Here is a 26656-nt window from a genome sequence, read left to right as displayed (position 1 = left end):
GGCAAGCCGCCCGCCAGAATCGCCGAGCCACTCCAACACTCCATTAGGCAATCCCGAAGAGCTGTATTAGGCAATCCCGAAGAGCTGTTAAGCACGGCCCCTGGAACGGCTCCGGGCGGTCGGCCGGGCGCGGCGGAACGATCACTGGCGGTCGGCGAACCGTGCCGATCGCGGAAACTCCAACACCTCTGCCTCCGATCGCCTGTGCTGCGCCTCCGCGACCGCTTCGATCAGCAGGTCGAGGGCTTCGCATGCCGAGCGGCTTGTCTCGTCATCGCCGCGCAAATAGTGATAGGCGCGTTCGAGATGCACCCGGGCGGCTGAAAAATCGCTGGTCAATGATCCCTCCATTACCTCGCCCTAATATATCTTGGCCGGTCTGGCGGAACACAGGGTAAATATCCACAGGCGGATTTTATTCAAATGCCGGGATTCCGATAAGGAAGAGCGAGGCCGTGGAACTGCCGATCTCCTCCACAAGGGGGAGATCGGCAGTTCCACCGGCCGCTGTCAGGAGAGACAACGCCCAACTCTTTGCCATGCCTTGCCACGCAGCTAGAGTGCTGGCTCCCTTGTCCGAGGATGGCAGCCATGATCGTCCAGGCCTGCATCAATGGCGCACGACCGCGCGATTTTCATCCGAAATTGCCGCTGACGGCGCAGGCGATGGCGAGCGATGCGGCCGCCTGCATCGCCGCGGGCGCGGCCGAGCTGCACATCCATCCGCGCGGCGTGGACGGGCGCGAGAGCCTGGCCGCCGTCGACGCGACCGTGCTGGCGGTGCGCCGGGCCTGTCCCGGCACGCTGATCGGCGTGTCGACAGGCGCCTGGATCGAGAATGACGTCGAGCGCACCCGCGCCGCGATCGCCGGCTGGCGCGAACTGCCCGATTATGCTTCGGTCAATCTTTCGGAGGCCGACGCGCCCGCCGTGATGGAGCTTTTGCGCCAGCGCGGCGTCGGCATCGAGGCCGGCCTTGCCACAACGGAAGATGCCCAGCGGTTCGTCAGTCTTGCCGATCACGGCCGGGTGCTGCGCATCCTGATCGAGATCGACATACAGGAATTGCCCGCCGCACTCGCCGAGGCGCACGGCATCGCCGCCGCGCTGGACCGCGCCGGGGTGCGGCGGCCGATCCTGCTGCACGGCGCCGATGCCACGGTCTGGCCGTTCGTGGAGCTCGCGCGTCGAAGGCGCTGGTCGACGCGGGTCGGACTGGAAGACGGCAGGACGCTTCCCGATGGAAAGGTGGCGCTGGACAATGCGGAGATCGTCGCGGCGACGGCGGCGGTGTTTTGGTCGAAAACCTGAAGGGTCTCAAGCGCCTTGGCTGTGCAGCCGGTGCGACAAGCCGACCCGACCTGCTCCGCCATAAATCGTTCTCACTCGAGGCGCACTAAATAAAGGCAAATTCGGCCTGGCGCGGGGAGCCTTGTGCAACTGCCGCGGAGTTCCTGCATGTCACTGTCCGGTACCACAACTCGCTACGGAAGCCTTGCCCAGGCATTCCACTGGTTGACGGCACTGCTCGTGCTCATCGCCTTCCTGGTCTCGGCAGGCGGTCCTCCTACACGCGTTTATTCAGCGCCCAGGGCCTCGATGCTGCTGCTTCATGAATCGCTCGGCTTCGCGGTTTTCTGGCTGCTGGTGATCCGCCTGGCCTGGCGGCTGTTCGATCGCATTCCCGACGCTCCGTCCATGCCCGCCTGGATGTATGTCGGGTCGAAGGCGGTACATTGGGCGCTCTACGCGTTGATGTTCGCTGTGCCGGTGACCGCCATGCTCGGCGCATGGTTTGGCGGCCATCCGGTCACGGTGTACGGCTTCGGTCCGATCGGTCCGCTTTTCGCCCCATGGGACGTCGGCGCTTCGCTGGCGGAAATCCACGGCACGCTTGGGGACATCCTCATGTGGTTGGCCGGCCTGCACGCCGCGGCGGCCGTCTTCCACCACGTTCTTCTGCGAGATCGCGTGCTCAGCCAGATGCTGCCCGGCTTGGCTGCTCCAGAATGATCCGGATCGCCTGATCCACCACGGGATGCAGGCCGCTGGCCTGGAAGGACAGGCGGTTGCCGGAGCCGACATTGCTGGTCATGGCGATGGTAAGACCGGTCGCCGGATCATGCAGCATGACCGCGACATAGCCCGGAATGCTGCCCTGATGGCCGTAGAAGGCGCGGTCGGCATAGGCGCTCTGGAACATGCCGGCGCCGGTCTCGCGCATGCGGGTGCCCGGGAAGCTCGCCGGCACGCGGCGTTCGAACATCTCGGCGAAGAAAGGCGGCGACAAGAGCTTGCCGGAGAACAGGCTGCGCATGAAGCTCACCATGTCGGACGGCGTCGACACCATGTCGCCGCAGCCATAGGCGGCGCCGAATGGGAAGGAATCGGAAGAATCCTGCAATTCGTCGGAGTAGGGCAGCACGCCGTCCATGCGCCACATCTCGCCGCCGGAAGCGATGTCTGTCGGTGCGCCCGGCGCCAGCGGCGGCCGGTGGTAGTAGCCGCGCACCATCGACCTTTCCGGGAATGCTTCGGTGGCTGGCGACCAGGTGTTTTCCAGGGCGAGCGGCCGCAGGACCGCGCTTCTGACATAGGCGCCGAGCGACTGGCCGGTGACGGCCTCGATCACCATGCCGGCCAACACATAGCCGGTGTTGTTGTAGACAGCGGGTCCGCCCGGTGCCTTCTGTTTGTCGGAGGCGAAGGCGATGTCGACCAGCTGCTGCGGCGTCCATTGCCGGCCCGGATCCATCGGTATGTAATATTCGAATTCCGGCAGGCCGCTGCGATGGTTGATCAGCTGGCGCACCGAAATATTCCCTGCGCCCGGCAGATCCGGGAACCAGGAGGAGATCGGCGCGCCGAGCTCGAGCTTGCCGGTCTCGGCGAGCTTGACCAGGGCCGCGGCGACGAAGGTCTTGGTGCAGCTGCCGATCTTGAACAGCTGGTCCGGTGTGACCGATATGCCATGAGCGCGGTCGGCAAGTCCGGCGGTGAGGGCGGTCGGCGCGCTGCCCGTCGAATAGGCCAGCGAGGCACCCACCGCGCCATCGGCGAGGTAGCGGTTGAGCAGGGAGGTCAGGTCTTTCGGCATTGATATCGCTTTCTTTTTTCCTTCTCCCCCTGTGGGAGAAGGTGGCCTCGCAAAGCGAGGTCGGATGAGGGGTGCTCCAGGGAACACCAACGTCTCATTCCGCTGGAACACCCCTCAACCGTCTCGGCGCTGCGCGCCGATCCACCTTCCCCCACAAGGGGGTAAGGACAGGGAGCGCCTGCCCTCACTCAGCCACATCGACCGCCGCGAAATTCTGCCGGCCGAAGGGGTCGAGGATGTAGTTGAGCACGCTCTTGCGGATCGGGATCGCCACCAGCGAATGGGCGATCGGCGCCACCGGCACCTCGGCCTTCAGGATTGCCTGCGCCTTCGCGTAGATCGCGGCGCGTTCTTTCGGGTCGGCGGCGACGCGGCCTTCATCCAGCAGCTTCTCGAAATCCTTGTCGCACCAGCGCGAGCGGTTCGAGCCACCCTTCACGCCGTCGCAGGACAGGAGATAGCTCAGCATGTTGTCGGGATCGCCATTGTCGCTGCTGCCGCCGAGCAGGAAAGCGTCCTGCTCGCCCGCTGCGGTGCGCTTGAGATATTCGCCCCATTCGAAGCTGACGATCTCGGACTGCACGCCGACCTTCGCCCAGTCGGCCTGGATCATCTCGGCCATGCGCTTGGCGTTGGGGTTGTAGGGGCGCGACACCGGCATCGCCCACAGGCTGATCTTGAGGCCGCTTTCGTGGCCTGCTTCCTTCAGCAGTTTCTTCGCGCCGTCGGGATCGTAGTCGATGCCGGCATCGGTAACGGCGCCGAGCTGCGCCGGCGGCACGACGCTGCCGGCAACCGTGCCGGCGCCGGCATAGACGGCATCGACGATTGCCTTGCGATCGACGGCCTTGGCAAGCGCGGTGCGCACGCGGACATCGCCCAGCGGCTGATGTTCGACGTTGAAGCCGAGGATGCCGATATTCTGGCCCTTGAGGTCGAGGACCGTAATGTCTGGATCGGCGCGCAATTCGGCGACGGCACTGGGCGGAGGCGGGGCCGCCACCTGGCATTCATTGGCCTTGAGGCGCTCGACGCGGGTGGTCGGCTCGGGCGTGACGGCGAAGACCAGCGTGTCGATCTTCGGCGCGCCGCGCCAGTAATCCTTGTTGGCGGCGTAGCGCACCTGGCTGTCGGGCACATAGGCCTCGAGCATGAACGGGCCGGTCCCGACCGGCTGGCTGTCGATCAGCTCCGGCGTGCCGGCGGCCACCATCTTTTCGGTCTGCTCCAGCGACAAGATCGAGAGGTAGTCGAGCGCCAGCCCGGCCAGGAAGGTGACGTTGGGGGCCGTCAGCGTGAAGCGCACGGTGTAATCGTCGACCTTGTCTATTTTGTCGATCAGCGTGCCCATGCCCAGCGCGTTGAAGTATTCGTAAGAGCCGCCGCCGAGCTTGTGGTAGGGATTGTTGGCGTCGCGCTGGCGATTGAATGTGTAAAGGACGTCGTCCGCGTTGAACTCGCGCGTCGGCGTGAAATGCTCGTTCGACTGGAATTTCACGCCATGGCGCAGGTGGAATGTGTAGGTCTTGCCGTCCGGCGAGACATCCCAGCTCTCGGCCAGCGCCGGTCCGACTTCGGTCGTGCCCGGCTTGAACTCCACCAGCCGGTTGAAGATCGTCTTGGCGGCGGCATCCATGGTGGAGTCGGCGATGCCGATCGCCGGGTTGAAGGTCTCGGGATTGGCCTCCGAGCAATAGACGAGCGTCTTGGCATGAGCCTGCCCGCCGAGAAGGACGGACGAGGCCAGAAGGGTCGAGCCAAGCACTGTGCGCAGAACGGTGGATTTCATCGCAAACGCTCCTGATGACATTTTTTCTGGTTGAGGGAAGGGCATGAAATTCATGGCGTCGCCGCCGGGGCCAGGAAGCGGTCGGGCGCCAGCCCCGCGGCGGTGACGCCAAGCGCGGTGACATCGTCGGGCAAGGGTTGGCCGCGCATCAGCGCCGATCCGAGCCGCGCCAATGTCAGCGACACCTGGAAACCGTAGCCGCCCTGGCCGCCGAGCCAGAAGAAGCCGGGCAGGCGCGGGTCGAAGCCGGCGACCGGCGTGCGGTCGGGCGCGAAGGTGCGCAGGCCGGCCCAGGGCGTGGACGGGCGGCCGATGCATATGGACGTCGCCTGCTCGATCCGGTCGACGGCAATGGCGACGTCGATGTCTTCCGGCCAGGCGTCGCAAGGCTCGGAATCGGTTTCGTCGGCCAGCGAGCCGATCAGCCTGCCGGCGTCTGGCTTGAAGTAGAATTGTTCGTGCAGATCGACCACCAGCGGCCAGCCGGCAATGTCGGCGCCCGCGGGCGGGTCGAACAGGAAGGCGGTGCGCCGCTTGGGCTGGAAGCCGAGGCCGGTGAGCCCCGCCAGGCCGGCCACGACATCGACCCAGGCGCCGGCGGCGTTGACGACGATGTCGGCGGGATAGGCGCCGGCACTGGTGGCGACGCGCAGGCCATTGCCGGCGCGCGCGATCGCGCGCACCTCTTCGCTCGTGCGCATGATGCCGCCCCTGGCCTTCAGTGCCGAAGCGCAGGCCGCAAGCATCTTGCCGGTATCGACGTCCACCGCACCCGGTTCATGGACACCGCCGCATGTGGTTTGCGGATCGATGACGGGAACCAGCGCATGCAGCTCAGCGGCGGAGAGGCGGCGTACGCTCGGCACCATGGCCTGCAATTCGCCGGCCAGCCGGTCGACGGCCGCGCCGTCATCGGCGCGGCCGACATGCAGCGCGCCACGTTGATGCGCGACGAAGCCGCCGTCGAAGATCGCCCGGCGGCTCGCCAGCGTCAGCGCGCGCACCAGGCGGTTGCCATAAGTCTCGGTGAACAGGGCGGCCGAGCGGCCGCTGGCATGATAGCCCGGCTGGCTCTCGCGCTCGATGAGGGTGACGTCGGCCCAGTCCGCCACCTCGGCGGCAAGCGAGAGGCCGGCAATGCCGCCGCCGATGACGACGATTTTCGGGAGTGAATTCGACTGCATCGTTCAGTCGTAAAAATAATTTCTTATCCAGTCAATATTTAGCGTATAAGAAAATTGTTGGCGTTGTTGATGACGGCGGGAAGTTCAATTACCTAGGATGGAGCGGCGCGATCCCGCGGCATGGAGCTGATATGTCGGAGCAACCGAAGCTGGGTGATTGCCTGCGCGGCTTGAGGAAGACGCATGGCTGGACCCTCCAGGAGGTGAGCAGGCTCACCGGTGTCGCGGTGTCGACGCTGTCCAAGGTCGAGAACGACCAGATGTCGCTGAGTTACGACAAGCTGCTGCAGATCTGCGAAGGGCTCGGCATCCATGTAACGGAACTGCTCAGCGGCGACCGCAAGCAGCCGGCGGCGCGCACCCGCCGCTCCGTGACGTCACCGTCCAACACACTGCGCCAACTGACCCGCAATTACGACTACCGGTACCTGGCCACCGACCTGGTGCGCAAGCGCATGGTGCCGATCCACGCCTATGCGCGCGCCCGCACGCCCGAGGAGTTCGGGCCGCTGACGAAACATGCCGGCGAGGAATTTTTGATCGTGCTCAAGGGCGAGATCGAACTGCACACCGACCAGTACGCGCCGGTGCGGCTGAAACAGGGCGAGAGCGTCTATATCGATTCCACCATGGGCCACGCCTACCTCTCGGTGGGCGAGGGCGACGCCGAAATGCTGTGCGTCTGCTCCGGCGACGAGCCCGACATGGAAGGCACGCTGCTCAGCGTGCTGGAGACGGTGGAAGGCTAGGGCGGTTGGCGCGTCGCATTTTTCTGCAGGTCGGTTCAGCCTTTCTGGTTCGAAGCGGCCGACGAAACCGGCTATATGACCGCTGAACCGCAACTCCCGCCAACCCTTGAGAGGAAAACCCAATGAGTTCAGAAAAAGTGGCTGTCATCGTGGCGGGCGGCAGCGGCATGGGGGCGGCAGCGGCCAAGCGGCTGGCGGCGGACGGGTTCAAGGTCGCCATCCTGTCTTCGTCCGGCAAGGGCGAGGCGCTGGCCAAGGAACTGGGCGGCATCGGTGTCACCGGTTCCAACCAGTCGAACGAGGATCTGCGGCGCCTCGCGGACCTGACGCTGGAGCACTATGGCCGCATCGACGTTCTGGTCAATAGCGGCGGCCACGGGCCGCGCGCGCCGATCCTGGAGATCACCGACGAACAGTGGCACGCCGGCATGGACGTCTACCTGCTCAACGTCATCCGGCCGGTGCGCATCGTGGCGCCGCAGATGGTCAAGCAGAAGGCCGGCGCCATCATCAACATCTCGACCGCCTGGGTGGTGGAGCCGAGCCCGATGTTCCCGACCTCGGCCGTGTTCCGCGCCGGCCTAGCCGCCTACACCAAGATCTTCGCCAACACGTATGCAGCGGACAATGTGCGCATGAACAATGTGCTGCCCGGCTGGATCGACAGCCTGCCGGCGACGGAAGAACGCCGCGACTCGGTGCCGATGCAGCGCTACGGCACGTCGGAAGAGATCGCCGCGACCATCGCCTTCCTGGCTTCGGACGGCGCCGGCTACATCACCGGCCAGAACATCCGCGTCGACGGCGGGATCATTCGCGCTATTTGAGGCGGGTCCGGGAGGGGAGGCCTGTCCGACGCGCGCCGCGGAGGGGATCCGGCATCCCGCCTGGCGCGACGACATCTCGCACCAAGGAGGAAAAATGCGGCTTCTGATACTTGGCACCGGCTGGATGGCGCAGGAACATGCACGGCAATTCAGCGCCATCGATGGCGTCGACATTGTCGGGGCCGTCGACCTCGATCCGGCGCGCGTCGGCGAATTCGCCGACGGCTTCAACATCCCCAACCGCTTCACCGCGCTGGACGAGGCGCTGCAATGGGGCGCTTTCGACGCCGTGGCCAATGTCACGCCGGACCGCATCCACCACCCGACCACCATGCAGTTGATCGCCGCCGGCAAACCGGTGCTGTGCGAGAAACCGCTGGCCGAGAATTTCGGCAAGGCGATCGAGATGGCCGAGGCCGCCGAGAAAGCCGGCATCGTCAACATGGTGAACCTCACCTACCGCAATGTGGCGGCGTTGCAGAAGGCCCGCCGGATGGTGCAGGCCGGTGAGATCGGCACGGTCCGGCATGTCGAGGCGTCCTATCTGCAGAGCTGGCTGGTGTCGAAATTCTGGGGCGACTGGCGCAGCGACCCGAAATGGCTCTGGCGCCTGTCGCGCGGCCATGGCTCCAACGGCGTGCTCGGCGATGTCGGCATCCACATCCTCGATTTCGCCAGCTATGGCGCGGCCCTCGGCATCGACCATGTGTTCTGCCGGCTGCGTTCCTTCGACAAGGCGCCCGGCAACCGCATCGGCGACTATGGGCTCGACGCCAATGACAGTTTCGCCATGACGGTGGATTTCTCCAACGGCGCCTTCGGCGTGGTGCATGCCAGCCGCTGGGCGACCGGCCATCTCAACGAATTGCGCCTGCGCATCTATGGCGACAGAGGCGGTCTCGAAGTGGTACACAATCTCGACGGCTCGTCGCTCAAGGCCTGCCTCGGCGAAAATGTCGACGACGGGATATGGGAAGAGCTCGACGCCGGCACGGTGGCGACCAACTACCAGCGTTTCGCCGACGCGGTGCGGACCGGCGTGCAGGCCGAACCGTCCTTCCGCCACGCCGCCGAACTGCAGAAGGTGCTGGATCTGGCCGTGGTATCGGACGAGAAGCGGGCGGAGCTCGCGGCGAGCGCGCAGACGCGGTGAGGGTCGCGCCTTCCTCTCAGGGACCGGTCACGAGGCCAAAAACCAGTTTTTGCAAATTGCCGCCATTGCCGAATTCGACGCGGTCGAAATCGCGGCTTGCCTGCCGCTGCGCCTGCGACAGTTCGGAGAGGCGCCTGGTCATCTCGGTCCGGATCTTGGCGCATTTGGGATCGTCGGCAATGCTGAGCCCGACGGTCGCCGCCTCGATCTTGCGCACCATGGCGATGATATCGGCGCCATGCACCTTCTCATGGGCGGCGACGCCGGCGATGAAGCTCTCCCAGCTCTTCTGCACGACCGGCGGCAGGGAGCCTGACGGCTTCGGCAAGGCATAGGTGATGATCAGCTTCGGCCTGGCCGATGCCAGCACGCAATCGCCGCCCTTGTTCTGGTAGTCCCTGGTCCAGGTCAGCTTGAAATTGGTGTAGGCGATGGTGCGCGTTTTGGCGCCGCGGATCAGCGGTCCGTTCTCGCCGATCGACCGGTAGAGCTCCTGTCCGGTCCGGCCCGAGATGGCGTAGGGCTCGATCGTCTCGACCGGCTTCCATTGGGCATAGGCGACAAGCGGCAAGGCGAGCACCGCGACCAACGACAGGCACAGACGAACACACGCTCTCAACACCGCTCTCCGCGAAACCAGGACCGGCGCCGACGCCAATGCCATCTTGTGGCTTTCCTATAGGCTGCCGGCGGGTGCTGCAAATGTGTTGGAGGGAGGCGCTGGCGCCGTGCGGCAAGACCAGGATGGGTATGGGGTTGAAGAAGTTCCCTCGGTTCGTCATCCTAGGGCGGAGCAAGGAGCGAAGCGACGCGGCGCAGGCCCTAGGATCCATGCCGTGACACCTGCCGAAGAATGCAGCGAATCAGGATGTTCTCCCAACGCATGGCCTGATAGCCCCGACACATGACCGGCTATGTCTACATGACCGCCAGCCAGAAGGGCGGCACCATTTACATCGGCGTCACAAACGATCTCGGTCGTCGTTTGCCAGAACACAAGTCGGCCAGGGTTCGCGCTTCACCAGCCAATATGGCGTGCAGCGACTGGTCTGGTACGAGGAGTATTTCGATATCACGGACGCCATCCAGCGCGAGAAATCGCTCAAGCGCTGGCGGCGGCAATGGAAGGTCGAACTGATCGAAAAGGCCAATCCTGAATGGTTCGAGCTATTTCGTGGAACAGGATGGTAGCCAGGGGCCACTTCGTCCTCGGGTTGACTCGGGGCATGTCGCGGTGCTCGGTGATCGAAATTCCGCACGGTAGCGGCGCTCCCATGTCACGGCATGGATCCCAGGGTCTCCGCGACGGAGCTTCGCTCCTGCTTCGCCCTAGGATGACGAAGATAGGGTGGGGCTTCCAAACCAACGGCCTTGCCGGCGCCGGCGCGTCGCCGTAAGTCGTGCTCATGATCACCTTCCGCAAGGCCCTGGCCTCCGACCTGCCTGCCCTCGTGGCCATGCTGGCGGACGATCCGCTTGGCGCGGCCAGAGAGGATGCCTCGCTGCCGCTGGCGCAGGGCTATGTCGATGCCTTCAACGCCATCGATGCCGACCCCAACCAGTTGCTGGCGGTGGCGGTCGATGGCGCCGACGTGGTCGGCACCTTGCAGATCAGCTTCCTTGCCGGGCTGTCGCGCAAGGGCGCCTGGCGCGGTCAGATCGAGGCGGTGCGGGTCGCCGGGCACCGCCGTTCCGAAGGCATAGGCAGGCTGATGATCGAATGGGCTGTTGATCAATGCCGGGCGCGCGGTTGCGGCCTCGTCCAGCTCACCACCGACAAGACCAGAGCGGACGCGCACCGCTTCTATGAAAGCCTCGGCTTCACCGGCACCCATCTCGGCTACAAGAAGACCTTGTAGCGCAGGCGGGGCCGTCGCTTTCCGCTAAGGCGGGCGGCTGGCGCATGCGGGAAGGCTAGCAGGCCCTATTCAATTTGCGGCGAGACCAGATATAGGTCAGCTAAGTTGACCTATATTCGATGCGTCCGGGGAGGCGTGCTTGACCCTTATGAACCTGTTGGCGTCGCGCTCGTCGCGCATGAAGGCCTCGGAAATCCGCGAGCTGCTGAAGCTGCTCGACCAGCCGGACATCATCTCCTTCGCAGGCGGCATTCCCGATCCGGCGCTGTTTCCGGCCGAGGCGATCCGCGACGCCTATGCCGACGTGCTCGGCGGCGGCGAGGCGGGGGCCGCGCTTCAGTACCAGGTGAGCGAGGGCTATCTGCCGCTGCGGCGATGGATCGCCGGGCAGATGGGCAAGCTCGGCGTCGCCTGCGAGGAAGCCAACATCTTCATCACTTCGGGCTCGCAGCAGGCGCTCGATTATATCGGCAAGCTGCTGCTGTCGCCCGGCGACACCGCACTGGTGACGTGGCCGACCTATCTCGGCGCGCTGCAAGCCTTCAACGCCTATGAACCGCGCTACGACCGGCTGCGGCCGGAAGGCGGTAACATGACGCCGGATGCCTATCGCGCGGCGGCGGCGGCGAATGGCGGCCGGGTCAAGTTCGCCTATCTGGTGCCGGATTTCGCCAACCCGACCGGCAACACGCTGGACAGGCAGCAGCGCGAGGCGGTGCTCGACCTTGCCGGCGAGCTCGACATCGCAATCGTCGAGGACGCCGCCTACCGGGCGCTGCGCTATGATGGCGAAAGCGTGCCGCCGATCCTGGCGCTGGACTGCGCCCGATCCGGCGGCATCGACAAGGCGCGCACGCTCTATTGCGGCTCGTTCTCGAAGATCCTGTCGCCGGGCATGCGCGTCGGCTGGGTCTGCGCGCCGCGTCACGTGGTGGAGAAGCTGGTGCTGATGAAGCAGGCTTCCGACCTGCACAGCCCGTCGATCAACCAGATGGTGATGCACCGGGCGGCCGAAGCGGTGTTCGAGGCCCAGGTCGAAAAGCTGATCGGCGCCTATCGCGAACGCCGCGACGGCCTGCTCGGCGCGCTCGCGGCCAACATGCCGGAAGGCGTGACCTGGAGCCGCCCGGAAGGCGGCATGTTCGTCTGGGTGACGCTGCCGGAAGGCGCTGACGCCACCACGCTCCTGGCGCGCTCGGTGAAGGAGGCGCGTGTCGCCTTCGTGCCCGGCAGCGCCTTCTTCGCCGATGGCACCGGGCGCAACACGCTGCGGCTGTCCTTCACGCTCGCTGACCGGCGCGCGGTGAGCGAGGGCATTCCGCGGCTGGCGGCGCTGCTCAAGGCTTAAGGCGCCGGCCAAACGACGGCGCATCGCCCCAGCGGCGAACAAACCCGGGTTGCCCTGACTTGTTGCTGGTGCAAAATAGCCTTGTGTCCACGAACGCGGGTTCATGCGCCATGACCGACCTTTCCGGTATCTACCGCGACTACATTGCCTGCCTCAACCGGCAGGACTGGCCGAACCTCGGGCAGTTCGTCGACGATGACGTGTCCCACAATGGCAGGCGGATCGGTCTCTCCGGCTACCGTGCGATGCTGGAGAAGGATTTCGACGACATTCCGGATCTTCGTTTCGATATCCGGCTGCTGGTCTGCGATCCGCCTCATGTCGCGAGCCGCCTGATGTTCGACTGCACGCCCAGGGGAAATTTCCTCGGGCTTGCCGTAGACGGCCGGAAAGTGTCCTTCGCCGAGAACGTCTTCTATGAATTTCGCGGCGCGAAGATCCGGCTCGTGTGGTCCATCATCGACAAGGCCGCCATCGAAGCCCAGCTTTGAACCACGAACCTCTCCTGGCGTGCTCGGTGAAGGAAGCGCGTGTCGCCTTCGTGCCCGGCAGCGCCTTCTTCGCCGATGGCACCGGGCGCAACACGCTGCGGCTGTCCTTCACCTTGGCCGACCGCGGCGCGGTGACCGAGGGCATTCCCAGATTGGCCAAGCTGCTGAGGAACTAGCACCGACCGGATTCCTGGCCCCGGGGCGTCAGGCCGGCTTGTCGGCAGCCCTTGTGCGCCTGGCAAGGCGTGCGGTAAATGCGGGCGTGCCTTTGCCGGTCGAATGAGGATGTCATGGTCTCCGCAACGCCCAGAGTGACGCTGCTTCTCGGCAGCGCGCCCGATGTCGTGCGCTGCGCCGCCTGGCCGAAGGAGACCTTCGCCAGCATCGTCGCCATCAACAATGCCTGGCGCGTGCGCCCCGACTGGGACGTGCTGGTGCATGCCGGCGATTTCCCGTCCAACCGGATGCCGCCTCTGGAACCGCTGCGGCAGGCCGAGATCTTCAGCGCCGCGCATTACGTGCCGGCCCAGAATACTTTCGGCGGCTTCGTCTATGCCGGCGCCACCATGTCGCTGACAGCGGCCTATTGGGCCGTCCACAGCCAGAGGCCGGACGTGCTCGCCTTCCTCGGCTGCGACATGATCTACGACACGGCCGGCGACACCCATTTCTACGGCATCGGCCGCGCCGACCCGCTGCGCGACGATGTCACGCTGCAGAGCCTCGAGGCCAAATCCGCCCGCCTGCTCATTCATGCGCTGCGACGCGGCACGCTCTGCATCAACCTGTCGGACCTGCCGCAAAGCCGCCTGGTCTTCCCAAGGCTGTCCTTCGAGGAATTGCGGTTACTGTCCCCCGAGCGCCTCGCCGGCATGAAGATGGATGCGCGTGCGGGCATCCATCACCATAGGGTCGAAGTGGCCGAGCAAATCGAGCGCGAGCTCGGCTATTTCTACGAGGATGGCATGTACTGGAACCATCTCGACGAAATCGACCGCGCGCAGCTAGCCGACATCGACCGGCTCTGGATCTCGGCGATCGGTCCGGCTGAGCCGACCGAAGAATGCAGCGCGGCGGAATAGCGCCGTCCGGCAGCTTTTGTTGCAGGGACCAGCAATTCCCGCGGCTCCCACCAGCAGTTTCGCGCCAAATTGCCTAATTTCGGGCCGCTTTTCGGCTAAACTCGTCGGCATCTTGGCTGGAAGTGGAGGAAGCCATGAGCTTGCGCCTCGGTTTCGCCGTGCTGGTGCTGTTCGGCCTCGCCAATCAGGCGGCGGCTTTCGAGATTTCAAGCCCGTCGGTTTCCAACGGCAAATGGGCCGAAAAATATCTCGGCGACAAGGCCGGCGGCTGCAGCGGGCAAAGCGTATCGATCGCCTTGAGATGGAAGGACCCGCCGGCAGGCACCAAGAGCTACGCGCTCACCATGTTCGACCCCGACGCCGGCGGCGGCAAGGGTTTCTGGCACTGGCTGGCCTGGAACATCCCGGCAAGCGCGAAGGGCCTGGCCGAAGGGGCTGGCTCGAAGCGCGGCAAAGGCTTGCCCAAGGGTACGGTGCTCGGCAAGGGTGGCATCGGCCGCGCAGGCTATTTCGGGCCATGCCCGCCGCCCGGCAGCGGCACGCATCACTATGTCTTCACGCTCTATGCGCTCGGCGCGCCGAAGCTGCGCGCGCCGGAGAATCCCTCTCCGGAAATGGTGGCAGTGGCCGCGAAGAGCCAGGCGCTCGGCGAGACCAGCGTGACGTACACCTATGGGCGGTAAGCATGACCGGTTCAGGCAGTCGCCCGGGCCACCAGCGCATTGACGACGCTGTTGGCAAACACGTTCCAAGAGATCGTTTGAATTCCGTTCCGGTGGCCATCTGGCGGCTTTGCGCGCGGCCTCGGCCGGCGCGTCAGCGCGTCCAGAAATCGCGATGCGGCGCGATCAGCTCGTCCTCGATCTCGGGGAAGGGGCCAAAGACCTCGATCTTCTTCTGGCCCGAGGCGAGCACTGTGCGCGAGGGCAGGCTCATCGTCGGATTCTCGGCGTGATCGCCGGTGAGCGCCAGGAGCTTCGTCTCCTCGAAGCCGTAGACCAGGCGGCCGATATTGGCCCAGTAGAGTGTTCCGGCGCACATCGCACAGGGTTCGCCGGTCGAGACCAGCGTGCAGGACCAGAGGAAATCCGGCTCGTAGGCAGCCGCGGCGCGCCGGGCGAGCTCCGTCTCGGCATGGCGCACCGTGTCGAGATTTCCCTGGCGCATAAGCAAGCGATCGTCCGGCCCGACCAGCACGCAGCCGAACGGATGATGTCCGTGCACGGCCGCCTCGCGAGCGACGGCGTCGGCGGCGCGAAGGTGGGCGAGCATCTGGTCGCGGGTCATTGCGCAATCCTAACACGACGGGCGAGGAGAGGAACCGACACCCGGCGACCGGCTTGGTAGGGCGGAGAGTGCGCCGATGGGCGGGCATTGGCAAGCTTCGCCCGGCGGGCAAAACCCGAGCGCGGGCCATCGCTGATCAGGCGAATGAGGTTTGAAGCACTGTTCCCCGCACTCGTATCCTTGTATACGAAATTGAAGCCATCCGCGTGAGGAATTGATGAGTCCACCGCCTGGGACCGTGCCGTTTTTCAGCCAGTGGGAGACGCCCGACATGACCTTGGCCGTGCTTGCCGATGGCGCCGAGGTGGCGCTGCGGCGCGATGCGCTGTGGGAGAATTCGGGCGCGCGGACACTGGACGAATACGCGCTGTGGGCCGCCAATGTCTGCGGCATGGCGTGCCTCAAGATGATCCTGGCGGCGCGCGGCCAGATCGTGCCGACCATCGAACTGGCCAGGCGCTGCACCGGATATGGCGGTTATGTCGTCACCGAACGATCGATCAAGGGCCTGATCTACGCCCCCTTTGTCAGCTTCGTGAAGGCGGAATTCGGCCTGGAAGCGAAGGTGATGACCAGTGTCGCTACATCGGATATTCCGGCGATCCTCGGGCAGTCGCGCTTCTTCATCGCCTCGGTCAGCAGTTCGATCCGCTGGCCCGAGCGCGAGCCGCCGTCCAAGGGCGGCCATCTGGTGCTGGTCATGTCGGCATCGGATGAAGGTTTTCGCTTTCACAATCCGTCCGGCCATACCGGCGCCACACAGGCGAATGCAGTGTTGGCGGCCGCCGATTTCGATCGCTTCTTTGCCAATCGCGGCATTGCCGTCAGCATTTGATCTTGTGGGATTTCGATGAAGGACAAGGCTTTTCAATGAAGAACAAGATTAGGGTCGCCGTCCTCTATGGCGGACGTTCGGCCGAGCATGACGTATCGCGCCTTTCGGCCGCCAATGTGCTGAAGGCCATCGACCGGACGCTTTACGAGGTGGTCCCGATCGCCATTTCCAGGGACGGAAGATGGCTGCTGCAATCTTCATCCGAAGCCGGCGACGACGGAGCCGGGGCACCGGTGTCTGAGGACGGCGTGGAGGTCGCATTGTTGCCCGGTGGTAGAGGCAGGCTGGTGGCCGCACGGGGCGGCGGAGCACAGCCCGACCTGCCGCCGGTCGACGTCGTCTTTCCCGTGCTGCACGGTCCTTTCGGCGAGGACGGCTCGGTGCAGGGCTATGCCGAGGTCGCCGACGTCGCCTATGTCGGCTGCGGCATTCTCGCCTCGGCCGCCGCCATGGACAAGGATGTCGCCAAGCGGCTGCTGCGCGAGGCCGGGCTGCCGGTTGCCCGTTCCGTCACCGTGCATCGAAACGATGTCGGGCCGTTCCAGGAGATCGCCGGCGCGCTCGGCCTGCCTTTCTTCGCCAAGCCGGCGCGCCAGGGCTCCTCCTTCGGCGTCAGCAAGGTGAACGACCGGGACGGCTTCGAACGGGCCGTCGAGACGGCTTTCCGCTACGACGGCAAGGTCCTGATCGAAGAGTTCGTCGACGGCCGCGAGATCGAATGCTCGGTGCTGGAGCGGGCCGACGGAACGCTGACCGTATCGCTGCCCGGCGAGATCATCCCGGCCGGCAAGCACGGCTTCTACACCTATGAAGCCAAATATCTGGACGCCGACGGCGCCGTGGTGAACGTGCCCGCCGATGTCCCGGCCGCCGTCGCCGACGTGGCAAGGGAGATGGCCGCGCGGGCTTTCCAGGCGCTCGGCTGCGAGGCGATGGCCCGCGTCGACTTCTTCCTGCGCGCCGACGGCTCGCTGCTGGTCAACGAGGTCAACACGCTGCCAGGCTTCACCGACATTTCGATGTATGCCAAGGCGCTGGCGGCGATCGGCATCGGCTACAGCAAGGTCATCGACGTGCTGATCGAGCACGCACTGGCGCGGCATGCCGCGCGAAAGTCCTGACGTTCGGCGGGGCATTGACGCCGGATCATGCGAAGCTAGATTCGAGCCCTTGGCGAGAGGAGAGCTTGCATGGAAGAACTGCATCGCGGCCGGCTCATCGATCATATCCAGCTAGTGGTCAGGGACATCGCCGCCAGCCGCCGCTTTTACGAAGCAGTATTTCGAGTGCTCGATATTCCGATCGGCGGCAGCGCCGCCGATTATTTCTGGGCCGACGAGCTTTTCATTTCAACCGCCGACAGCCGCGCGGCTCGGGGAGAGTTGACCGGTCGCCATCACCTGGCATTCCAGGCGAAGGATCGCGCCATGGTCGATGCGTTCTACAAGGCCGGGCTGGACGGCGGCGGCAGGGACAATGGCGGGCCGGGTGAACGCCGGTACCACCCCGGCTACTACGCCGCTTTCCTTCTCGACCCGGACGGCAACAACATCGAAGCGGTGCATCACGGGGCGGCCAACCGCAGTGCTGCCTCGGTGAAGATCACGTTCTAGAATGCGCCGACAAGAGGCGGGTGGCGCGGAGGCGACCCGTCCGTGGGGCAGGCCTTGAAGGCCATGTGAGGCATAGTTACATCAACCATTAAGCGTGCGTTTGCACGCGAATACAACGCTTTGGCCAAGCTTCATCTATGGAGGTTGTCATGGCAAATACACTCATGGAAGGAAAGAAAGGCCAGGACTGGCTCAATCTGGTCCTTGCCGTCTGCCTGTTTATCTCACCCTGGATAATCGGCTTCGCTGCTGAAACCGCTCCCGCATGGAACGCCTGGATTGTCGGCGTCGTGCTGGGCGCGGTGGCCGTGGCGGCGCTTGCCGCCTTCGCCGAGTGGGAGGAATGGGTAGGTGTCGTTCTCGGGCTCTGGCTGATCGTGTCGCCCTGGCTGCTCAAATTCATGGCGAACACGAATGCGATGGCCACCCACGTCATTCTCGGCGTGCTGGTGGTTGCCGTATCGGGTTGGGCCGTCTGGGACGTCCGTCACCCGCACGCACATGCGTGACCGCTGACCAAGGACGGGGCCGGCGCGCGAGCGGGGCCCCTTCCGGCTTTGAACGTCTGCCCATTGCGTTTGCCGCCGGCTGCGAAGGGCAGGGTCGCCGGCTTGCAATCTGAGGCCAGGCCATGGATCTCGACGGACCGAACGCCATATCCTGCACAGCATATCCTGCGTAATTCAGGGAGTTTTGAGCGTGACCCTCGCGCGGATGGCGGTTCTGGCAGCGGCCTTCATGGCCGCCGCGGCCGCCAGTCACTCTTCCGTGACCGCGGAGGCTACGGAGAAGGTCGCGTTGCGCGTCGTGATCGACGGCGCCATCGGCCCGGCGAGCGCCAGGCAGCTCAACGAAGCGCTGGCCAAAGCCGCCGAGCGGCACGCCGAAGCCGTTGTCCTCGAGATCGACACGCCGGGCGGGCTGGTCACCTCGATGCGCGAAATGATCGCCGATATCCTTGCCTCGCCGGTTCCCGTCATCGGCTATGTCGCGCCCGCCGGCGCGCATGCGGCAAGTGCCGGAACCTATATCCTTTATGCCACCCATGTCGCGGCGATGGCGCCCGGCACCAATCTGGGCGCCGCCACGCCGGTCGAGCTTGGCGGGTTGCCGCCCCTTCCCGGTGGCGACGAGAAGGACAAGGGCGACCAGAAGAATGCCACCGGGCCTCCGGCCGGCGACCCGATGATGACAAAGGTGACGAACGACGCGGTCGCCTTGATCCGTTCGCTCGCCGAACTGCGCGGCCGCAATGCCGACTGGGGCGAAAAGGCGGTGCGCGAGGCAGCCAGCCTTTCCGCCAATGCGGCACTTCAGGCACATGTAGTCGACCTCGTCGCCCGCAACACCGCCGAACTGCTCCAGCTTGCCGACGGCCGCACGGTCGAGGTGGCCGGCAAGCAACAGGTGCTGGCGACCAAGGGCGTGGCGGTCGAGACGCTCGATCCCGGCTGGCTGATCCGGCTTCTCGCCGTCATCACCGATCCCAACATCGCCGTCGTCCTGATGCTGGCCGGCGTCTACGGCCTCGTCTTCGAGTTCACCAGCCCAGGCGCCGTGGCGCCCGGCGTGATCGGGACCATCTGCCTGCTGCTCGGGCTCTATGCCCTCAATCTACTGCCGATCAGCTATACCGGCCTCGCCCTGATGCTGCTTGGCATCGCCTTCCTCGTCATCGAGGCCTTCAACCCGACCGTGGTGCTCGGGCTTGGAGGCGTGGCAGCCTTCCTGCTCGGCGCCGCCATGCTGCTCAAGGTCGAGGGCCCGGGCTTCGAGATGTCGTGGGCGCTCATCGGCACCGCCGCGGCGCTGACGCTTGGCCTGGCGCTGCTGGCCGGCAGCTATCTGTGGAGGGCGCGCAGGAGCCTGCCGCGTGTCGGCGCGCAGGCCATGCACGGGCTGCCGGCCAGGATCCTCGACTGGTCGGGCAGCGAGGGCCATGTGCTCGCGCAGGGCGAGCGCTGGCGGGCGAAAGCCGATGAACCGCTCGCCCCCGGCGACAGCGTCGAGGTGGCCGATGTCAGGGATCTCGTGCTGACGGTCCGGCGCAGGAACAATGGAGCAAGGCAATGATCATCGGTTACGTCGCCTATCTGCTACTCGCCCTCATCGTGCTGATCTTCCTGTCCTCCGCCATTCGCATCCTGCGGGAATATGAGCGCGGCGTGGTCTTCACGCTCGGCCGCTTCACCGGGGTGAAGGGCCCCGGCCTCATCCTCCTCATCCCCTTCGTCCAGCAGATGGTGCGGGTCGACCTGCGCGTGGTGGTCCAGGACGTGCCGCCGCAGGACGTGATCTCGCGCGACAATGTCTCGGTGAAGGTGAACGCGGTGCTGTATTTCCGCATCGTCGACGCCGAGCGGGCCGTCATCCAGGTCGAGGACTTCATGGCCGCGACAAACCAGCTCGCGCAGACCACGTTGCGCTCGGTTCTCGGCAAGCACGAACTCGACGAGATGCTGGCCGAGCGCGACAAGTTGAACAGCGACATCCAGGAGATCCTGGACCAGCGGACCGACGCATGGGGCATCAAGGTGTCCAATGTCGAGATCAAGCATGTCGACCTTAACGAGAACATGGTCCGCGCCATCGCCAAGCAGGCCGAGGCTGAAAGGCTGCGGCGCGCGAAGGTGATCAACGCCGATGGCGAGCAGCAGGCGGCGGCAAAGCTGGTCGAGGCCGGCAAGATGCTGGCGCAGGAGCCACAGGCCATGCAACTGCGCTATTTCGAGGCGCTGCACGACATCGCCGGCGAGCGCTCGTCGACGGTGGTGTTTCCGCTGCCGATGGACCTGCTCACGATTTTCAACAAGCAGCCGGGCGCCGGGAAATAAGCTTGGGAGGGGTTTGGCAGCCCGGCCGCGGGCCGGCGAGCTCGGGACCGGCACGATCACCCGGCGATTCCCCGAAGTTGCGATCTCCACGCCAAGCGCTGCCGGTCCTTTGCTGTCAATTTTAGGAGTTTTATTCAGAATTCGGCAATATATAGCGGGCTTTTTAGCGGATTCATTGTTTTTAATTAGCTTAAGCTTTCGCTATGGATTCTCGACTAGGGTGACGGCGAAATGATCGAGAGCCCTGACGGCGTGGCGGCTTGCCCGGCCAGTCAGGTCAATCGCCTCCTGCAAGTCAAGCTTCGGTTGCATAAATGAGTGGGCCCATGTCGATTGCCGGCATCATCGAAAGGATCCTGGACAAGTTGTCCGGCTCCAGCCTGCTTGCGGCCGGCCTCTTGCTGCTGACCGCGCTGGGCAGCGCCCTGATCGCCTATTGGCGGACGGCGGAGCGCAAGAGCTTCAGGGAATTCTTCGATTTCGTCTTTCCCAACGAGATCGTCACGCATCCCTCGGCGCGGGCGGACCTGCTTTTCTGGATCACCCGCAAGGCGATTATGCCCTTCCTGATGCTGCCCGCGGGCGTGACCTTCGTCGTCGCCGTCGGTTACGCGACGAATCGGACGCTGGCGGCACTCCTCCAGATCGAGCCGCCGCTGCTGCCGGGACCGCCGGGAGCGGTGACGATCGTCATCTTCACGGTGACGATGCTGATCGCCTACGACATATCCTATTACCTGTACCATGTGGCCCAGCACCGCTTCCCGTTCCTGTGGGAACTGCACAAGGTGCATCACTCGGCGGAGGTGATGGTCGGGATCACCAAGGACAGGGTTCATCCGCTCGACGAGCTCATGAACCGCGCCTGGGACGGCGTCATACCCGGGATCTGCTTCGGCATCTGGACCCTTTTGTCGCTTAACCTCGTCGAAGTGACGATCTTCGGCGTCAACGTATACGTCATGCGCAATATCCTGATGATGGATTTCGTCAGGCACACCCATTTCAAGATATCGTTCGGGCCGCTCAACAACATCGTGCTGTGCCCGCATTGGCACCAACTGCACCACAGCGTCGATCCAAGGCACTACGACAAGAATTTCGGCTTGCTGTTCTCGTTCTGGGACCGGCTATTCGGAACGTTGTGCGTGCCCAAGCCCGATGAGGATTTCAGGTTCGGATTGATGGAACGCGGCGCGCGCGACTATCAATCCCTGTCGGGGCTTTACGTGCTGCCGCTCAAGAAGATGTGGGGGCACATCGCCCGGCGGTTTCGCCGCCGCGCTTCGTCCGAGCCGACACGGAGCCCGCAGCCATGAACGCTCACGCCGCGATCGAGGGCCCGAAGGCCGGCGCTTTGGAGATCGTCACCTCCGAGGAGCGCCTCGCGTCGGTCGGGCCGGCCTGGACGGAGCTGTGGCGCCGGGCGGAGGGGCTGATCTTTCAAAGCCACGCCTGGGTCACGGCGTGGTGGCAGACGGCCCCGGACCGGGAGCTGCGTGGTCTCAGGATCGGCCTCGTCTGGAACGGTGACCGGATCGACGCCGTCATCCCGCTGGCGACGGTGCGGCGCAAGGGCGTCAACGTCCTGGAATGGGCTGCCAAGGACCACAGCGACTATGGCGACGTGCTGGTCGCGCCGGACTGCGATCCGGCGGCGGTCGCGGCGCTATGGCAGGAAATTTCGGCCGCGGGCGGCTTCGATCTCGTCTATCTGAACCGCCTGCTGCCGGACGCCGCGATGCGCACGCTGCTTGCTCCCGCTTCGGCGCCCAAGATGGCGCTGCGCCCGAACCGCCGCAGCGAAACCAGCTTCCGGGTCGCCGGGCCATGGCGTACGGGCGCGGACTGGTTCGGGGAACAAACGAAGAAGATGCGCCAGAATTATCGCCGTGGCCGCAAATTCCTCGAGGAAGGCGGCGAAGTGCGGTTCCGCCTCATGTCGCCGGACGAGCCGATGCAGCCCGTCCTCGACAGGCTCGCCGAGTTCAAGCGCAAATGGCTCGCCGCGCGCGGACACGAATCCAACCTGTTCGATGAGGGGTCGCCGGCCCTGGCCGCGCTGGTCGCGGTGCTGGCCAGGGAAGGACTCCTGCATGTCTTCGTGCTGGAATGCGCCGGGATGGTGGTGGCGGTCTCGATCAATTTCGTCCAGCACAACACGATGATGGCCTTCGTCACGACCTACGATCCGGATGTCGAACGGGCGTCTCCCGGCATGGTGCTGATGATGGACTACATCCAGTGGTCGATCGACAGAGGGCTGACGATGGTCGACTTCCTGTGCGGCGGCGAGGACTTCAAGCGGCGCTTCGCGACCCAGTCGGTGACGCTGGATTCGGTGCTGGGAACAAGGACCTTGCGCGGAACACTCGCCGCGCTGGCGGACCGGACCCTGCACGCCGGCAGGGAACTTCACCAGCGGTTGCGGCCCGATCCTCGGCAAAAGCCCGCACCGGTGGAATAGGCCCGATTCACCGGCGACGTGCGAACCTATCGGTCGATCATCATCATGGTGCGGTCGCCGTAGCGCGGGCCGGAGACCTTCCCCGGGGCCAGCGCGTCGTCGAGCGCCGCCATCTCGGCGGCCTCCAGTTTCAGCGACGCAGCGGCGACATTTTCTTCCAGATATTTGATCCGCTTGGTGCCGGGGATCGGCACGATGTCGACACCGAAGACGTTGCCCTTCTCCAGGAGCCAGGCCAGCGCGATCTGCCCTGGCTTGACGCCTTTGGCGGCGGCGATGTCGCGGACCTTTGCGGCGGCCTCGACATTGGCGTCATAGTTCGCACCCTGGTAGCGCGGGTCGCCGCGGCGGTAATCACCTTCCGGATAGTCCTCGGCGCGCTTGGCGCCGCCGGTCAGGAAGCCGCGGCCGAGCGGTGAGAACGGCACCAGGCCGATGCCGGTTTGCCGCAGCAGGGGAATGATTTCCGGCTCGAGATTGCGCTCCCACAGCGAGTACTCGCTCTGCAGCGCCGAGACCGGAAACACGGCGTGCGCCCGCTGGATGTTCGCGGCTCCCGCCTCCGACAGGCCGAAGAAGCGGACCTTGCCCTGTTTGACCAGTTCGCCGACCGTGCCGGCGACATCCTCGGCCGGCACGGCTGGGTCGACACGGTGCTGGTAGAGAAGGTCGATATGGTCGGTGGCGAGCCGCTTCAACGACCCTTCAACCGCCGCCCTGATGGTTTGCGGCCTGCTGTCGCGTTCGGTGCCGACCTGCCGGCCATTTTCGATGCGAAAGCCGAATTTGGTGGCGATGGTCACCTGGTCGCGCTTGCCCTTCAAGGCGCGGCCGAGCAGCGCCTCATTGGCGTAAGGGCCATACACCTCGGCGGTGTCGAGGAAGGTGCAGCCGAGTTCGATCGCGCGGTGCAGCGTGGCGATGGATTCGGCTTCGTCGGCCGGGCCGTAGGACTGGCTCATGCCCATGCAGCCGAGGCCGATGGCAGAAACCCGCAGCCCCTGGCTGCCGAGCTTGCGTGTGTCGAGCGTCATGGCGTGTTCTCCGGAGGGGAATTCAACACCATATAGCGCGCGCGCTCAATTTCCACAGGTAGGCCGCGTCCAGCGGGCTCGCCCGGCCACCGGAGCCCTGATGCAGGTCGCCCGAAATGACTTAGCGCGTCGCCTCAAATCTGTTCAGACGAGGCGCTTCAGGGCAGGGGCCGGTCCGCCGGGGCGGCCGTTGACATGAGCGTCCGGCAAGCGGTCGATCATGGTCAGGCCCTCGAATTCGATGGCGGCGCCAAGCAGTTGGGCGGCCGCCAGGACCAGGTGCTCGACGTCCTCGAGAGCAACGTTTTCGTCGAGGTTCCTGAGCCTGATCCGTTCGGCCACCGCGGTGATGTTGACGATGCCGTACGTCCTGAAAGCCGTGGTGACCGCGGATTGAACGTCATCGCGCAACCGCGTCGAGTAGTCATACCGCATGGAAACCTCCTGGACTGGTTTTGCCTTTGTAGCATGCGCCTCGCATCGGTGTGTGGCAAGCGGAAATCTGAAAATACTCGATGTATATCAGTTAGTTAGCATGGTTACGCAAAGGCGCACCCGACGCTTTATAGTCATCATGAGCAGGATGGGGAGGTCGCGTATTTGCCGACCTTGACGTGTTAGGATTGCTATCCTAATTATTAGTGGAATGAGACAGATACTCATTCGCGTATTCGGTTGTGCGAGGAAGTGCCGTGACTGAACTGGAACGTCCTGAACGCTTGCAGGTCATGCTGACCGCCGACGAACTGGCGGCACTGGAGAACTGGCGCTTCGACAAGCGCATGCCGAGCCGCTCGGCCGCGGTCAGGGAGCTCTTGCGGCGTGGCCTCGCCTCGGACGGATTCCTGGCGGCGGAGCAGGGCGTCAAGTCCCAGGACTTCGGACTGCTGTCCACCCCGGGCGGCAACGGCAATGTGGGCGACGGCCATTCTGACTGAGGCGCGGTGACATTCAGGTGATGCCGGCCCGCAAGGACGGGTTCCGCGCTTCCGGTGCCCATGGACTTGAATGTCCGCTCTGTCCTGGTGCTCGAAAACCATTTTGTATGGTCGCTGGCGTCTCCGATGCCGGCCGCCCTGATCTGCGGAACGACCTTCCCCTCGATCACTCCAGCCGGCGAGGCGATTTCGATGAAGTTGAAGCAGCAGGCCGCTTCAAGGTGATTGCCTTGTCCGGCGCACGCGTTATCTAGTGGCTATAGGCTGACACCTGGCGGGGCAATGGCTGACATAGCAAGCGGTGAAAAACAGGACGCAACGGCCGATGCGCAGCTGGCGGCGATCGTCGATTCCTCCTTCGACGCCATCATCAGCAAGGACCTGAACAGCATCATCAAAAGCTGGAACCAGGCGGCCGAACGCATGTTCGGCTACAGCGCGGAGGAAGCGTTGGGGCAGTCGATCCTGATGCTCATCCCCGACCACCTCAAGAACGAGGAAACCGAGATCATCGCCAAGGTCCGCCGCGGCGAACGCCTCGCGAGCTACGAGACGACGCGAAAGCGCAAGGACGGCACCTTCATTGCCGTTTCGCTGACGGTGTCGCCGATCAGGAACGCCAGCGGCGAGATCGTCGGCGCCTCGAAGATCGCCCGCGACATCAGCGCCAGCAGGGAGAACGAGCGCCGGATCAAGATGCTGATGCGCGAGGTCAACCATCGCGTCAAGAACCAGTTTGCGGTGATCCTGTCGATGGTCAGGGAAACCAGCAAGCGCTCGCAGGACCCGCGCGAGTTCGAGGAGATGATCCGCGCCCGCATCATGGCGCTGTCACGCTCGCACGATCTGCTGGTCACCTCGAACTGGGCGGGAGCCAGCCTGTTCGACCTGGTCCAGGAACATCTCAAACCGTTCGGCCGCGAGGAGCAGATACTGCTTTCGGGACCGCTGCTGACCTTGCAGTCGAATGCGGTGCAGAATCTCGGCATGGCTTTCCACGAGCTCGGCACCAATTCGTCCAAGTATGGAGCGCTCGCCAGCGATTCCGGCCGGGTCGAGGTGACCTGGAGCATGAGCGACGACGCTCTGGCCGAACGCGAATTCCAACTTGTCTGGGAGGAGCGGTCGCCCCCCTATAGCGGCGGCGACGAGCGCGACGACACCACGCGCAAGGGGTTCGGCACCGTTGTCCTGCAAAGGGTGGCGCCGCAGTCGCTCGGCGGGTCCGCCGTGATCGAGCGCTCGCCCGGCTATTTCAGATGGACGCTGAACGCGCCGCTGGCGTCGATCATCGTGCCGCAGCACCCTATGGAAGACGCCGGCCAGACGATCGGCTTAGGCATCTGAAAGCCGCCGCCGTGGCCAAGGCGCGCCGCATTTGCGGATTCAGGGGGCTAGAGGATGTTGGCCGTCACCTCGACGATGATCGCAGCTCCTTCGAGCGAGCCGTCGGGCACATGCACGACACGCGAAACGCGCAGGTCCTGGGCGTTTCCGTCGACGGACAGCGAAACGCTCTCGCCGATCCGGGGCACGGCCTGGAAAACGGCCTCGATCGATTGAGGCCGGTTGTCGATGGATACGCGGCAGTTGACGGTCATGGGCATCTCCTGTGGCGGCCACCCCACGCGTCAACGCGGCCCCCTCGGAATGGTTTCAGGCAGGGATGCGGCAATCCCCGAACGTCGATGCCGGCGCCTGGCCGACCGGTCAATTCGGGAAATTGTTGACCGGCTCCTCGCAGCGGTAGACCGGACAGTGCCCGTCGCGGGCCGGGATATAGGCCGACATCGGCACTTCGGGCCAATCGCATTCATTGCCGAACTGCCTGACATAGCGGTCATAGGTATTGGGGCCGGTGGTCAGCACGACGGCGCGGTGGCTCTGGATCATGGCGCGGATCTGCGCGCAGCGCATGGCGCGGCTGTCGGGCCGGGCTTCGGCCAGGCCGGTGGCGGCAAGCATGGCAGCCACGGTCGGCAACAGTATTCGAACGGACATGGCGGTCTCTCCAAGGCATGATCCGCAACGCCGGGCGATTAAGCTTGGTTGCGGCATGCCGGGGAGAT

Annotated in this window: 30 protein-coding genes and 2 pseudogenes; 22 read left to right on the top strand and 10 right to left on the bottom strand. The window is 64.8% G+C overall.

Translation table 11 applies throughout. The annotated features are described in order from the left end of the window. Positions 1–141: 141 nt before the first annotated feature. Positions 142–339: a hypothetical protein gene (locus tag FJ949_RS24855; protein WP_181165267.1), complete on the bottom strand. Its 198-nt coding sequence runs from the start codon at positions 337–339 to the stop codon at positions 142–144. 252 nt (positions 340–591) lie between these two features. Here FJ949_RS24855 and FJ949_RS24850 point away from each other — a divergent pair, with 252 nt between their 5' ends. Then, positions 592–1311 carry a 3-keto-5-aminohexanoate cleavage protein gene (locus tag FJ949_RS24850; RefSeq protein ID WP_140500040.1) on the top strand — a complete coding sequence of 240 codons (720 nt, stop codon included), beginning with the start codon at positions 592–594 and terminating at the stop codon, positions 1309–1311. Between the two features lie 147 nt (positions 1312–1458). After that, positions 1459–2013, top strand: coding sequence for a cytochrome b (locus tag FJ949_RS24845; protein ID WP_140500038.1), 555 nt, complete (start codon positions 1459–1461; stop codon positions 2011–2013). Here FJ949_RS24845 and FJ949_RS24840 read toward each other — a convergent pair. The 3 genes from FJ949_RS24840 to FJ949_RS24830 all read right to left on the bottom strand — a co-directional run bounded on the left by FJ949_RS24840 (position 1976) and on the right by FJ949_RS24830 (position 6070). Next, the gene (locus tag FJ949_RS24840) at positions 1976–3097 is read right to left on the bottom strand and encodes a serine hydrolase domain-containing protein (RefSeq protein WP_140500036.1); all 1122 of its coding nucleotides are present in this window, start codon (positions 3095–3097) and stop codon (positions 1976–1978) included. The genes FJ949_RS24845 and FJ949_RS24840 overlap by 38 nt on opposite strands. Positions 3098–3281: 184 nt before the next feature. After that, positions 3282–4886 (bottom strand): ABC transporter substrate-binding protein, encoded by a 1605-nt coding sequence (locus FJ949_RS24835; protein WP_140500035.1) that lies wholly within the window; start codon positions 4884–4886, stop codon positions 3282–3284. A 50-nt stretch (positions 4887–4936) separates the two neighbouring features. After that, positions 4937–6070, bottom strand: a complete 1134-nt coding sequence (locus FJ949_RS24830) for an FAD-binding oxidoreductase (RefSeq protein ID WP_140500033.1) — start codon at positions 6068–6070, stop codon at positions 4937–4939. Between the two features lie 131 nt (positions 6071–6201). On the opposite strand from FJ949_RS24830, the gene FJ949_RS24825 reads away from it, so the two are divergent. The 3 genes from FJ949_RS24825 to FJ949_RS24815 all read left to right on the top strand — a co-directional run bounded on the left by FJ949_RS24825 (position 6202) and on the right by FJ949_RS24815 (position 8799). Beyond that, a complete protein-coding gene (locus tag FJ949_RS24825; RefSeq protein ID WP_140500031.1) occupies positions 6202–6819 on the top strand; it encodes an XRE family transcriptional regulator in 618 nt (205 codons plus the stop codon). A 122-nt stretch (positions 6820–6941) separates the two neighbouring features. Further along, positions 6942–7646, top strand: coding sequence for an SDR family oxidoreductase (locus FJ949_RS24820; RefSeq protein ID WP_140500029.1), 705 nt, complete (start codon positions 6942–6944; stop codon positions 7644–7646). Positions 7647–7740: 94 nt separating this feature from the next. Then, entirely contained in the window at positions 7741–8799 is a 1059-nt protein-coding gene (locus FJ949_RS24815; RefSeq protein ID WP_140500028.1) for a Gfo/Idh/MocA family oxidoreductase, read from the top strand. A 16-nt stretch (positions 8800–8815) separates the two neighbouring features. On the opposite strand, the gene FJ949_RS24810 is transcribed toward FJ949_RS24815, so the two are convergent. Next, positions 8816–9463 (bottom strand): DUF922 domain-containing protein, encoded by a 648-nt coding sequence (locus tag FJ949_RS24810; RefSeq protein WP_140500026.1) that lies wholly within the window; start codon positions 9461–9463, stop codon positions 8816–8818. Between the two features lie 240 nt (positions 9464–9703). Between FJ949_RS24810 and FJ949_RS24805 the strand changes: the two are divergent. The 7 genes and pseudogenes from FJ949_RS24805 (at position 9704) to FJ949_RS24775 (ending at position 14262) form a co-directional block, all read left to right on the top strand. After that, positions 9704–9990 (top strand): annotated as a pseudogene (locus FJ949_RS24805) (GIY-YIG nuclease family protein). Positions 9991–10205: 215 nt separating this feature from the next. After that, entirely contained in the window at positions 10206–10658 is a 453-nt protein-coding gene (locus FJ949_RS24800; protein ID WP_140500024.1) for a GNAT family N-acetyltransferase, read from the top strand. Between the two features lie 148 nt (positions 10659–10806). Next, on the top strand, positions 10807–12006 hold the full coding sequence (locus FJ949_RS24795; RefSeq protein ID WP_181167687.1) for a PLP-dependent aminotransferase family protein: 1200 nt from the start codon (positions 10807–10809) through the stop codon (positions 12004–12006). A 110-nt stretch (positions 12007–12116) separates the two neighbouring features. Beyond that, a complete protein-coding gene (locus FJ949_RS24790) occupies positions 12117–12497 on the top strand; it encodes an ester cyclase (protein WP_140500021.1) in 381 nt (126 codons plus the stop codon). An 11-nt stretch (positions 12498–12508) separates the two neighbouring features. Next, positions 12509–12673: pseudogene (locus FJ949_RS24785) on the top strand (PLP-dependent aminotransferase family protein); the annotation flags it as partial. 114 nt (positions 12674–12787) lie between these two features. Further along, positions 12788–13579: a hypothetical protein gene (locus FJ949_RS24780; RefSeq protein WP_140500019.1), complete on the top strand. Its 792-nt coding sequence runs from the start codon at positions 12788–12790 to the stop codon at positions 13577–13579. 134 nt (positions 13580–13713) lie between these two features. Continuing rightward, positions 13714–14262 (top strand): YbhB/YbcL family Raf kinase inhibitor-like protein, encoded by a 549-nt coding sequence (locus FJ949_RS24775; RefSeq protein ID WP_140500017.1) that lies wholly within the window; start codon positions 13714–13716, stop codon positions 14260–14262. Positions 14263–14395: 133 nt separating this feature from the next. Here FJ949_RS24775 and FJ949_RS24770 read toward each other — a convergent pair whose 3' ends face one another. Further along, a complete protein-coding gene (locus FJ949_RS24770) occupies positions 14396–14866 on the bottom strand; it encodes a nucleoside deaminase (RefSeq protein WP_140500015.1) in 471 nt (156 codons plus the stop codon). Between the two features lie 217 nt (positions 14867–15083). On the opposite strand from FJ949_RS24770, the gene FJ949_RS24765 reads away from it, so the two are divergent. From FJ949_RS24765 to FJ949_RS24730, 8 genes are all read left to right on the top strand, one after another. After that, the gene (locus tag FJ949_RS24765) at positions 15084–15701 is read left to right on the top strand and encodes a C39 family peptidase (RefSeq protein WP_140500014.1); all 618 of its coding nucleotides are present in this window, start codon (positions 15084–15086) and stop codon (positions 15699–15701) included. A 35-nt stretch (positions 15702–15736) separates the two neighbouring features. Further along, positions 15737–16822 carry a D-alanine--D-alanine ligase family protein gene (locus FJ949_RS24760; protein ID WP_140500012.1) on the top strand — a complete coding sequence of 362 codons (1086 nt, stop codon included), beginning with the start codon at positions 15737–15739 and terminating at the stop codon, positions 16820–16822. A gap of 69 nt (positions 16823–16891) precedes the next feature. Then, entirely contained in the window at positions 16892–17314 is a 423-nt protein-coding gene (locus FJ949_RS24755) for a VOC family protein (RefSeq protein WP_140500011.1), read from the top strand. A gap of 149 nt (positions 17315–17463) precedes the next feature. Next, positions 17464–17823 (top strand): SPW repeat protein, encoded by a 360-nt coding sequence (locus FJ949_RS24750; protein ID WP_140500009.1) that lies wholly within the window; start codon positions 17464–17466, stop codon positions 17821–17823. Positions 17824–18013: 190 nt separating this feature from the next. Then, positions 18014–19387, top strand: a complete 1374-nt coding sequence (locus FJ949_RS24745; RefSeq protein ID WP_140500007.1) for a nodulation protein NfeD — start codon at positions 18014–18016, stop codon at positions 19385–19387. Continuing rightward, entirely contained in the window at positions 19384–20148 is a 765-nt protein-coding gene (locus tag FJ949_RS24740) for a slipin family protein (protein ID WP_140500005.1), read from the top strand. Before FJ949_RS24745 ends, FJ949_RS24740 begins: the two co-directional genes overlap by 4 nt. Positions 20149–20474: 326 nt before the next feature. Continuing rightward, complete coding sequence (locus FJ949_RS24735; RefSeq protein WP_140500004.1) at positions 20475–21467, top strand: sterol desaturase family protein; 993 nt, start codon at positions 20475–20477, stop codon at positions 21465–21467. After that, positions 21464–22615, top strand: a complete 1152-nt coding sequence (locus FJ949_RS24730) for a GNAT family N-acetyltransferase (protein ID WP_140500002.1) — start codon at positions 21464–21466, stop codon at positions 22613–22615. Before FJ949_RS24735 ends, FJ949_RS24730 begins: the two co-directional genes overlap by 4 nt. Positions 22616–22641: 26 nt before the next feature. Here the strand turns inward: FJ949_RS24730 and FJ949_RS24725 are convergent, their stop codons facing one another. Further along, positions 22642–23649 (bottom strand): aldo/keto reductase, encoded by a 1008-nt coding sequence (locus tag FJ949_RS24725; protein ID WP_140500000.1) that lies wholly within the window; start codon positions 23647–23649, stop codon positions 22642–22644. Positions 23650–23793: 144 nt separating this feature from the next. Beyond that, positions 23794–24084 (bottom strand): hypothetical protein, encoded by a 291-nt coding sequence (locus FJ949_RS24720; protein ID WP_224519116.1) that lies wholly within the window; start codon positions 24082–24084, stop codon positions 23794–23796. Between the two features lie 257 nt (positions 24085–24341). Here FJ949_RS24720 and FJ949_RS24715 point away from each other — a divergent pair, with 257 nt between their 5' ends. Next, on the top strand, positions 24342–24587 hold the full coding sequence (locus FJ949_RS24715; RefSeq protein ID WP_140499998.1) for a hypothetical protein: 246 nt from the start codon (positions 24342–24344) through the stop codon (positions 24585–24587). Between the two features lie 282 nt (positions 24588–24869). Beyond that, complete coding sequence (locus FJ949_RS24710) at positions 24870–25934, top strand: PAS domain S-box protein (protein WP_140499996.1); 1065 nt, start codon at positions 24870–24872, stop codon at positions 25932–25934. 47 nt (positions 25935–25981) lie between these two features. Here FJ949_RS24710 and FJ949_RS24705 read toward each other — a convergent pair whose 3' ends face one another. Both FJ949_RS24705 and FJ949_RS24700 read right to left on the bottom strand, forming a co-directional pair. Then, the gene (locus FJ949_RS24705) at positions 25982–26188 is read right to left on the bottom strand and encodes a hypothetical protein (protein ID WP_140499995.1); all 207 of its coding nucleotides are present in this window, start codon (positions 26186–26188) and stop codon (positions 25982–25984) included. Positions 26189–26297: 109 nt separating this feature from the next. After that, entirely contained in the window at positions 26298–26588 is a 291-nt protein-coding gene (locus tag FJ949_RS24700) for a hypothetical protein (protein WP_140499993.1), read from the bottom strand. Positions 26589–26656: the final 68 nt, after the last annotated feature.

The sequence above is a fragment of the Mesorhizobium sp. B2-4-1 genome, assembly GCF_006442185.1.
Taxonomy (GTDB): Bacteria; Pseudomonadota; Alphaproteobacteria; order Rhizobiales; family Rhizobiaceae; genus Mesorhizobium.
Note: the sequence above shows the minus strand (reverse complement) of the source record. Positions and strands in the feature narration are given on the sequence as shown.

Excerpts from the sequence above, each read along its gene's own strand:
- FJ949_RS24725 (WP_140500000.1), bottom strand. The coding sequence starts at position 23,649 with ATGACGCTCGACACACGCAAGCTCGGCAGCCAGGGGCTGCGGGTTTCT.
- FJ949_RS24815 (WP_140500028.1), top strand. The coding sequence starts at position 7,741 with ATGCGGCTTCTGATACTTGGCACCGGCTGGATGGCGCAGGAACATGCA.
- FJ949_RS24840 (WP_140500036.1), bottom strand. The coding sequence starts at position 3,097 with ATGCCGAAAGACCTGACCTCCCTGCTCAACCGCTACCTCGCCGATGGC.
- FJ949_RS24780 (WP_140500019.1), top strand. The coding sequence starts at position 12,788 with ATGGTCTCCGCAACGCCCAGAGTGACGCTGCTTCTCGGCAGCGCGCCC.
- FJ949_RS24835 (WP_140500035.1), bottom strand. The coding sequence starts at position 4,886 with ATGAAATCCACCGTTCTGCGCACAGTGCTTGGCTCGACCCTTCTGGCC.
- FJ949_RS24750 (WP_140500009.1), top strand. The coding sequence starts at position 17,464 with ATGGCAAATACACTCATGGAAGGAAAGAAAGGCCAGGACTGGCTCAAT.
- FJ949_RS24710 (WP_140499996.1), top strand. The coding sequence starts at position 24,870 with ATGGCTGACATAGCAAGCGGTGAAAAACAGGACGCAACGGCCGATGCG.
- FJ949_RS24795 (WP_181167687.1), top strand. The coding sequence starts at position 10,807 with ATGAACCTGTTGGCGTCGCGCTCGTCGCGCATGAAGGCCTCGGAAATC.
- FJ949_RS24850 (WP_140500040.1), top strand. The coding sequence starts at position 592 with ATGATCGTCCAGGCCTGCATCAATGGCGCACGACCGCGCGATTTTCAT.
- FJ949_RS24730 (WP_140500002.1), top strand. The coding sequence starts at position 21,464 with ATGAACGCTCACGCCGCGATCGAGGGCCCGAAGGCCGGCGCTTTGGAG.
- FJ949_RS24830 (WP_140500033.1), bottom strand. The coding sequence starts at position 6,070 with ATGCAGTCGAATTCACTCCCGAAAATCGTCGTCATCGGCGGCGGCATT.
- FJ949_RS24825 (WP_140500031.1), top strand. The coding sequence starts at position 6,202 with ATGTCGGAGCAACCGAAGCTGGGTGATTGCCTGCGCGGCTTGAGGAAG.
- FJ949_RS24810 (WP_140500026.1), bottom strand. The coding sequence starts at position 9,463 with ATGGCATTGGCGTCGGCGCCGGTCCTGGTTTCGCGGAGAGCGGTGTTG.
- FJ949_RS24770 (WP_140500015.1), bottom strand. The coding sequence starts at position 14,866 with ATGACCCGCGACCAGATGCTCGCCCACCTTCGCGCCGCCGACGCCGTC.
- FJ949_RS24735 (WP_140500004.1), top strand. The coding sequence starts at position 20,475 with ATGTCGATTGCCGGCATCATCGAAAGGATCCTGGACAAGTTGTCCGGC.
- FJ949_RS24700 (WP_140499993.1), bottom strand. The coding sequence starts at position 26,588 with ATGTCCGTTCGAATACTGTTGCCGACCGTGGCTGCCATGCTTGCCGCC.
- FJ949_RS24800 (WP_140500024.1), top strand. The coding sequence starts at position 10,206 with ATGATCACCTTCCGCAAGGCCCTGGCCTCCGACCTGCCTGCCCTCGTG.
- FJ949_RS24845 (WP_140500038.1), top strand. The coding sequence starts at position 1,459 with ATGTCACTGTCCGGTACCACAACTCGCTACGGAAGCCTTGCCCAGGCA.
- FJ949_RS24760 (WP_140500012.1), top strand. The coding sequence starts at position 15,737 with ATGAAGAACAAGATTAGGGTCGCCGTCCTCTATGGCGGACGTTCGGCC.
- FJ949_RS24820 (WP_140500029.1), top strand. The coding sequence starts at position 6,942 with ATGAGTTCAGAAAAAGTGGCTGTCATCGTGGCGGGCGGCAGCGGCATG.
- FJ949_RS24755 (WP_140500011.1), top strand. The coding sequence starts at position 16,892 with ATGGAAGAACTGCATCGCGGCCGGCTCATCGATCATATCCAGCTAGTG.
- FJ949_RS24790 (WP_140500021.1), top strand. The coding sequence starts at position 12,117 with ATGACCGACCTTTCCGGTATCTACCGCGACTACATTGCCTGCCTCAAC.
- FJ949_RS24740 (WP_140500005.1), top strand. The coding sequence starts at position 19,384 with ATGATCATCGGTTACGTCGCCTATCTGCTACTCGCCCTCATCGTGCTG.
- FJ949_RS24705 (WP_140499995.1), bottom strand. The coding sequence starts at position 26,188 with ATGACCGTCAACTGCCGCGTATCCATCGACAACCGGCCTCAATCGATC.
- FJ949_RS24720 (WP_224519116.1), bottom strand. The coding sequence starts at position 24,084 with ATGCGGTATGACTACTCGACGCGGTTGCGCGATGACGTTCAATCCGCG.
- FJ949_RS24765 (WP_140500014.1), top strand. The coding sequence starts at position 15,084 with ATGAGTCCACCGCCTGGGACCGTGCCGTTTTTCAGCCAGTGGGAGACG.
- FJ949_RS24775 (WP_140500017.1), top strand. The coding sequence starts at position 13,714 with ATGAGCTTGCGCCTCGGTTTCGCCGTGCTGGTGCTGTTCGGCCTCGCC.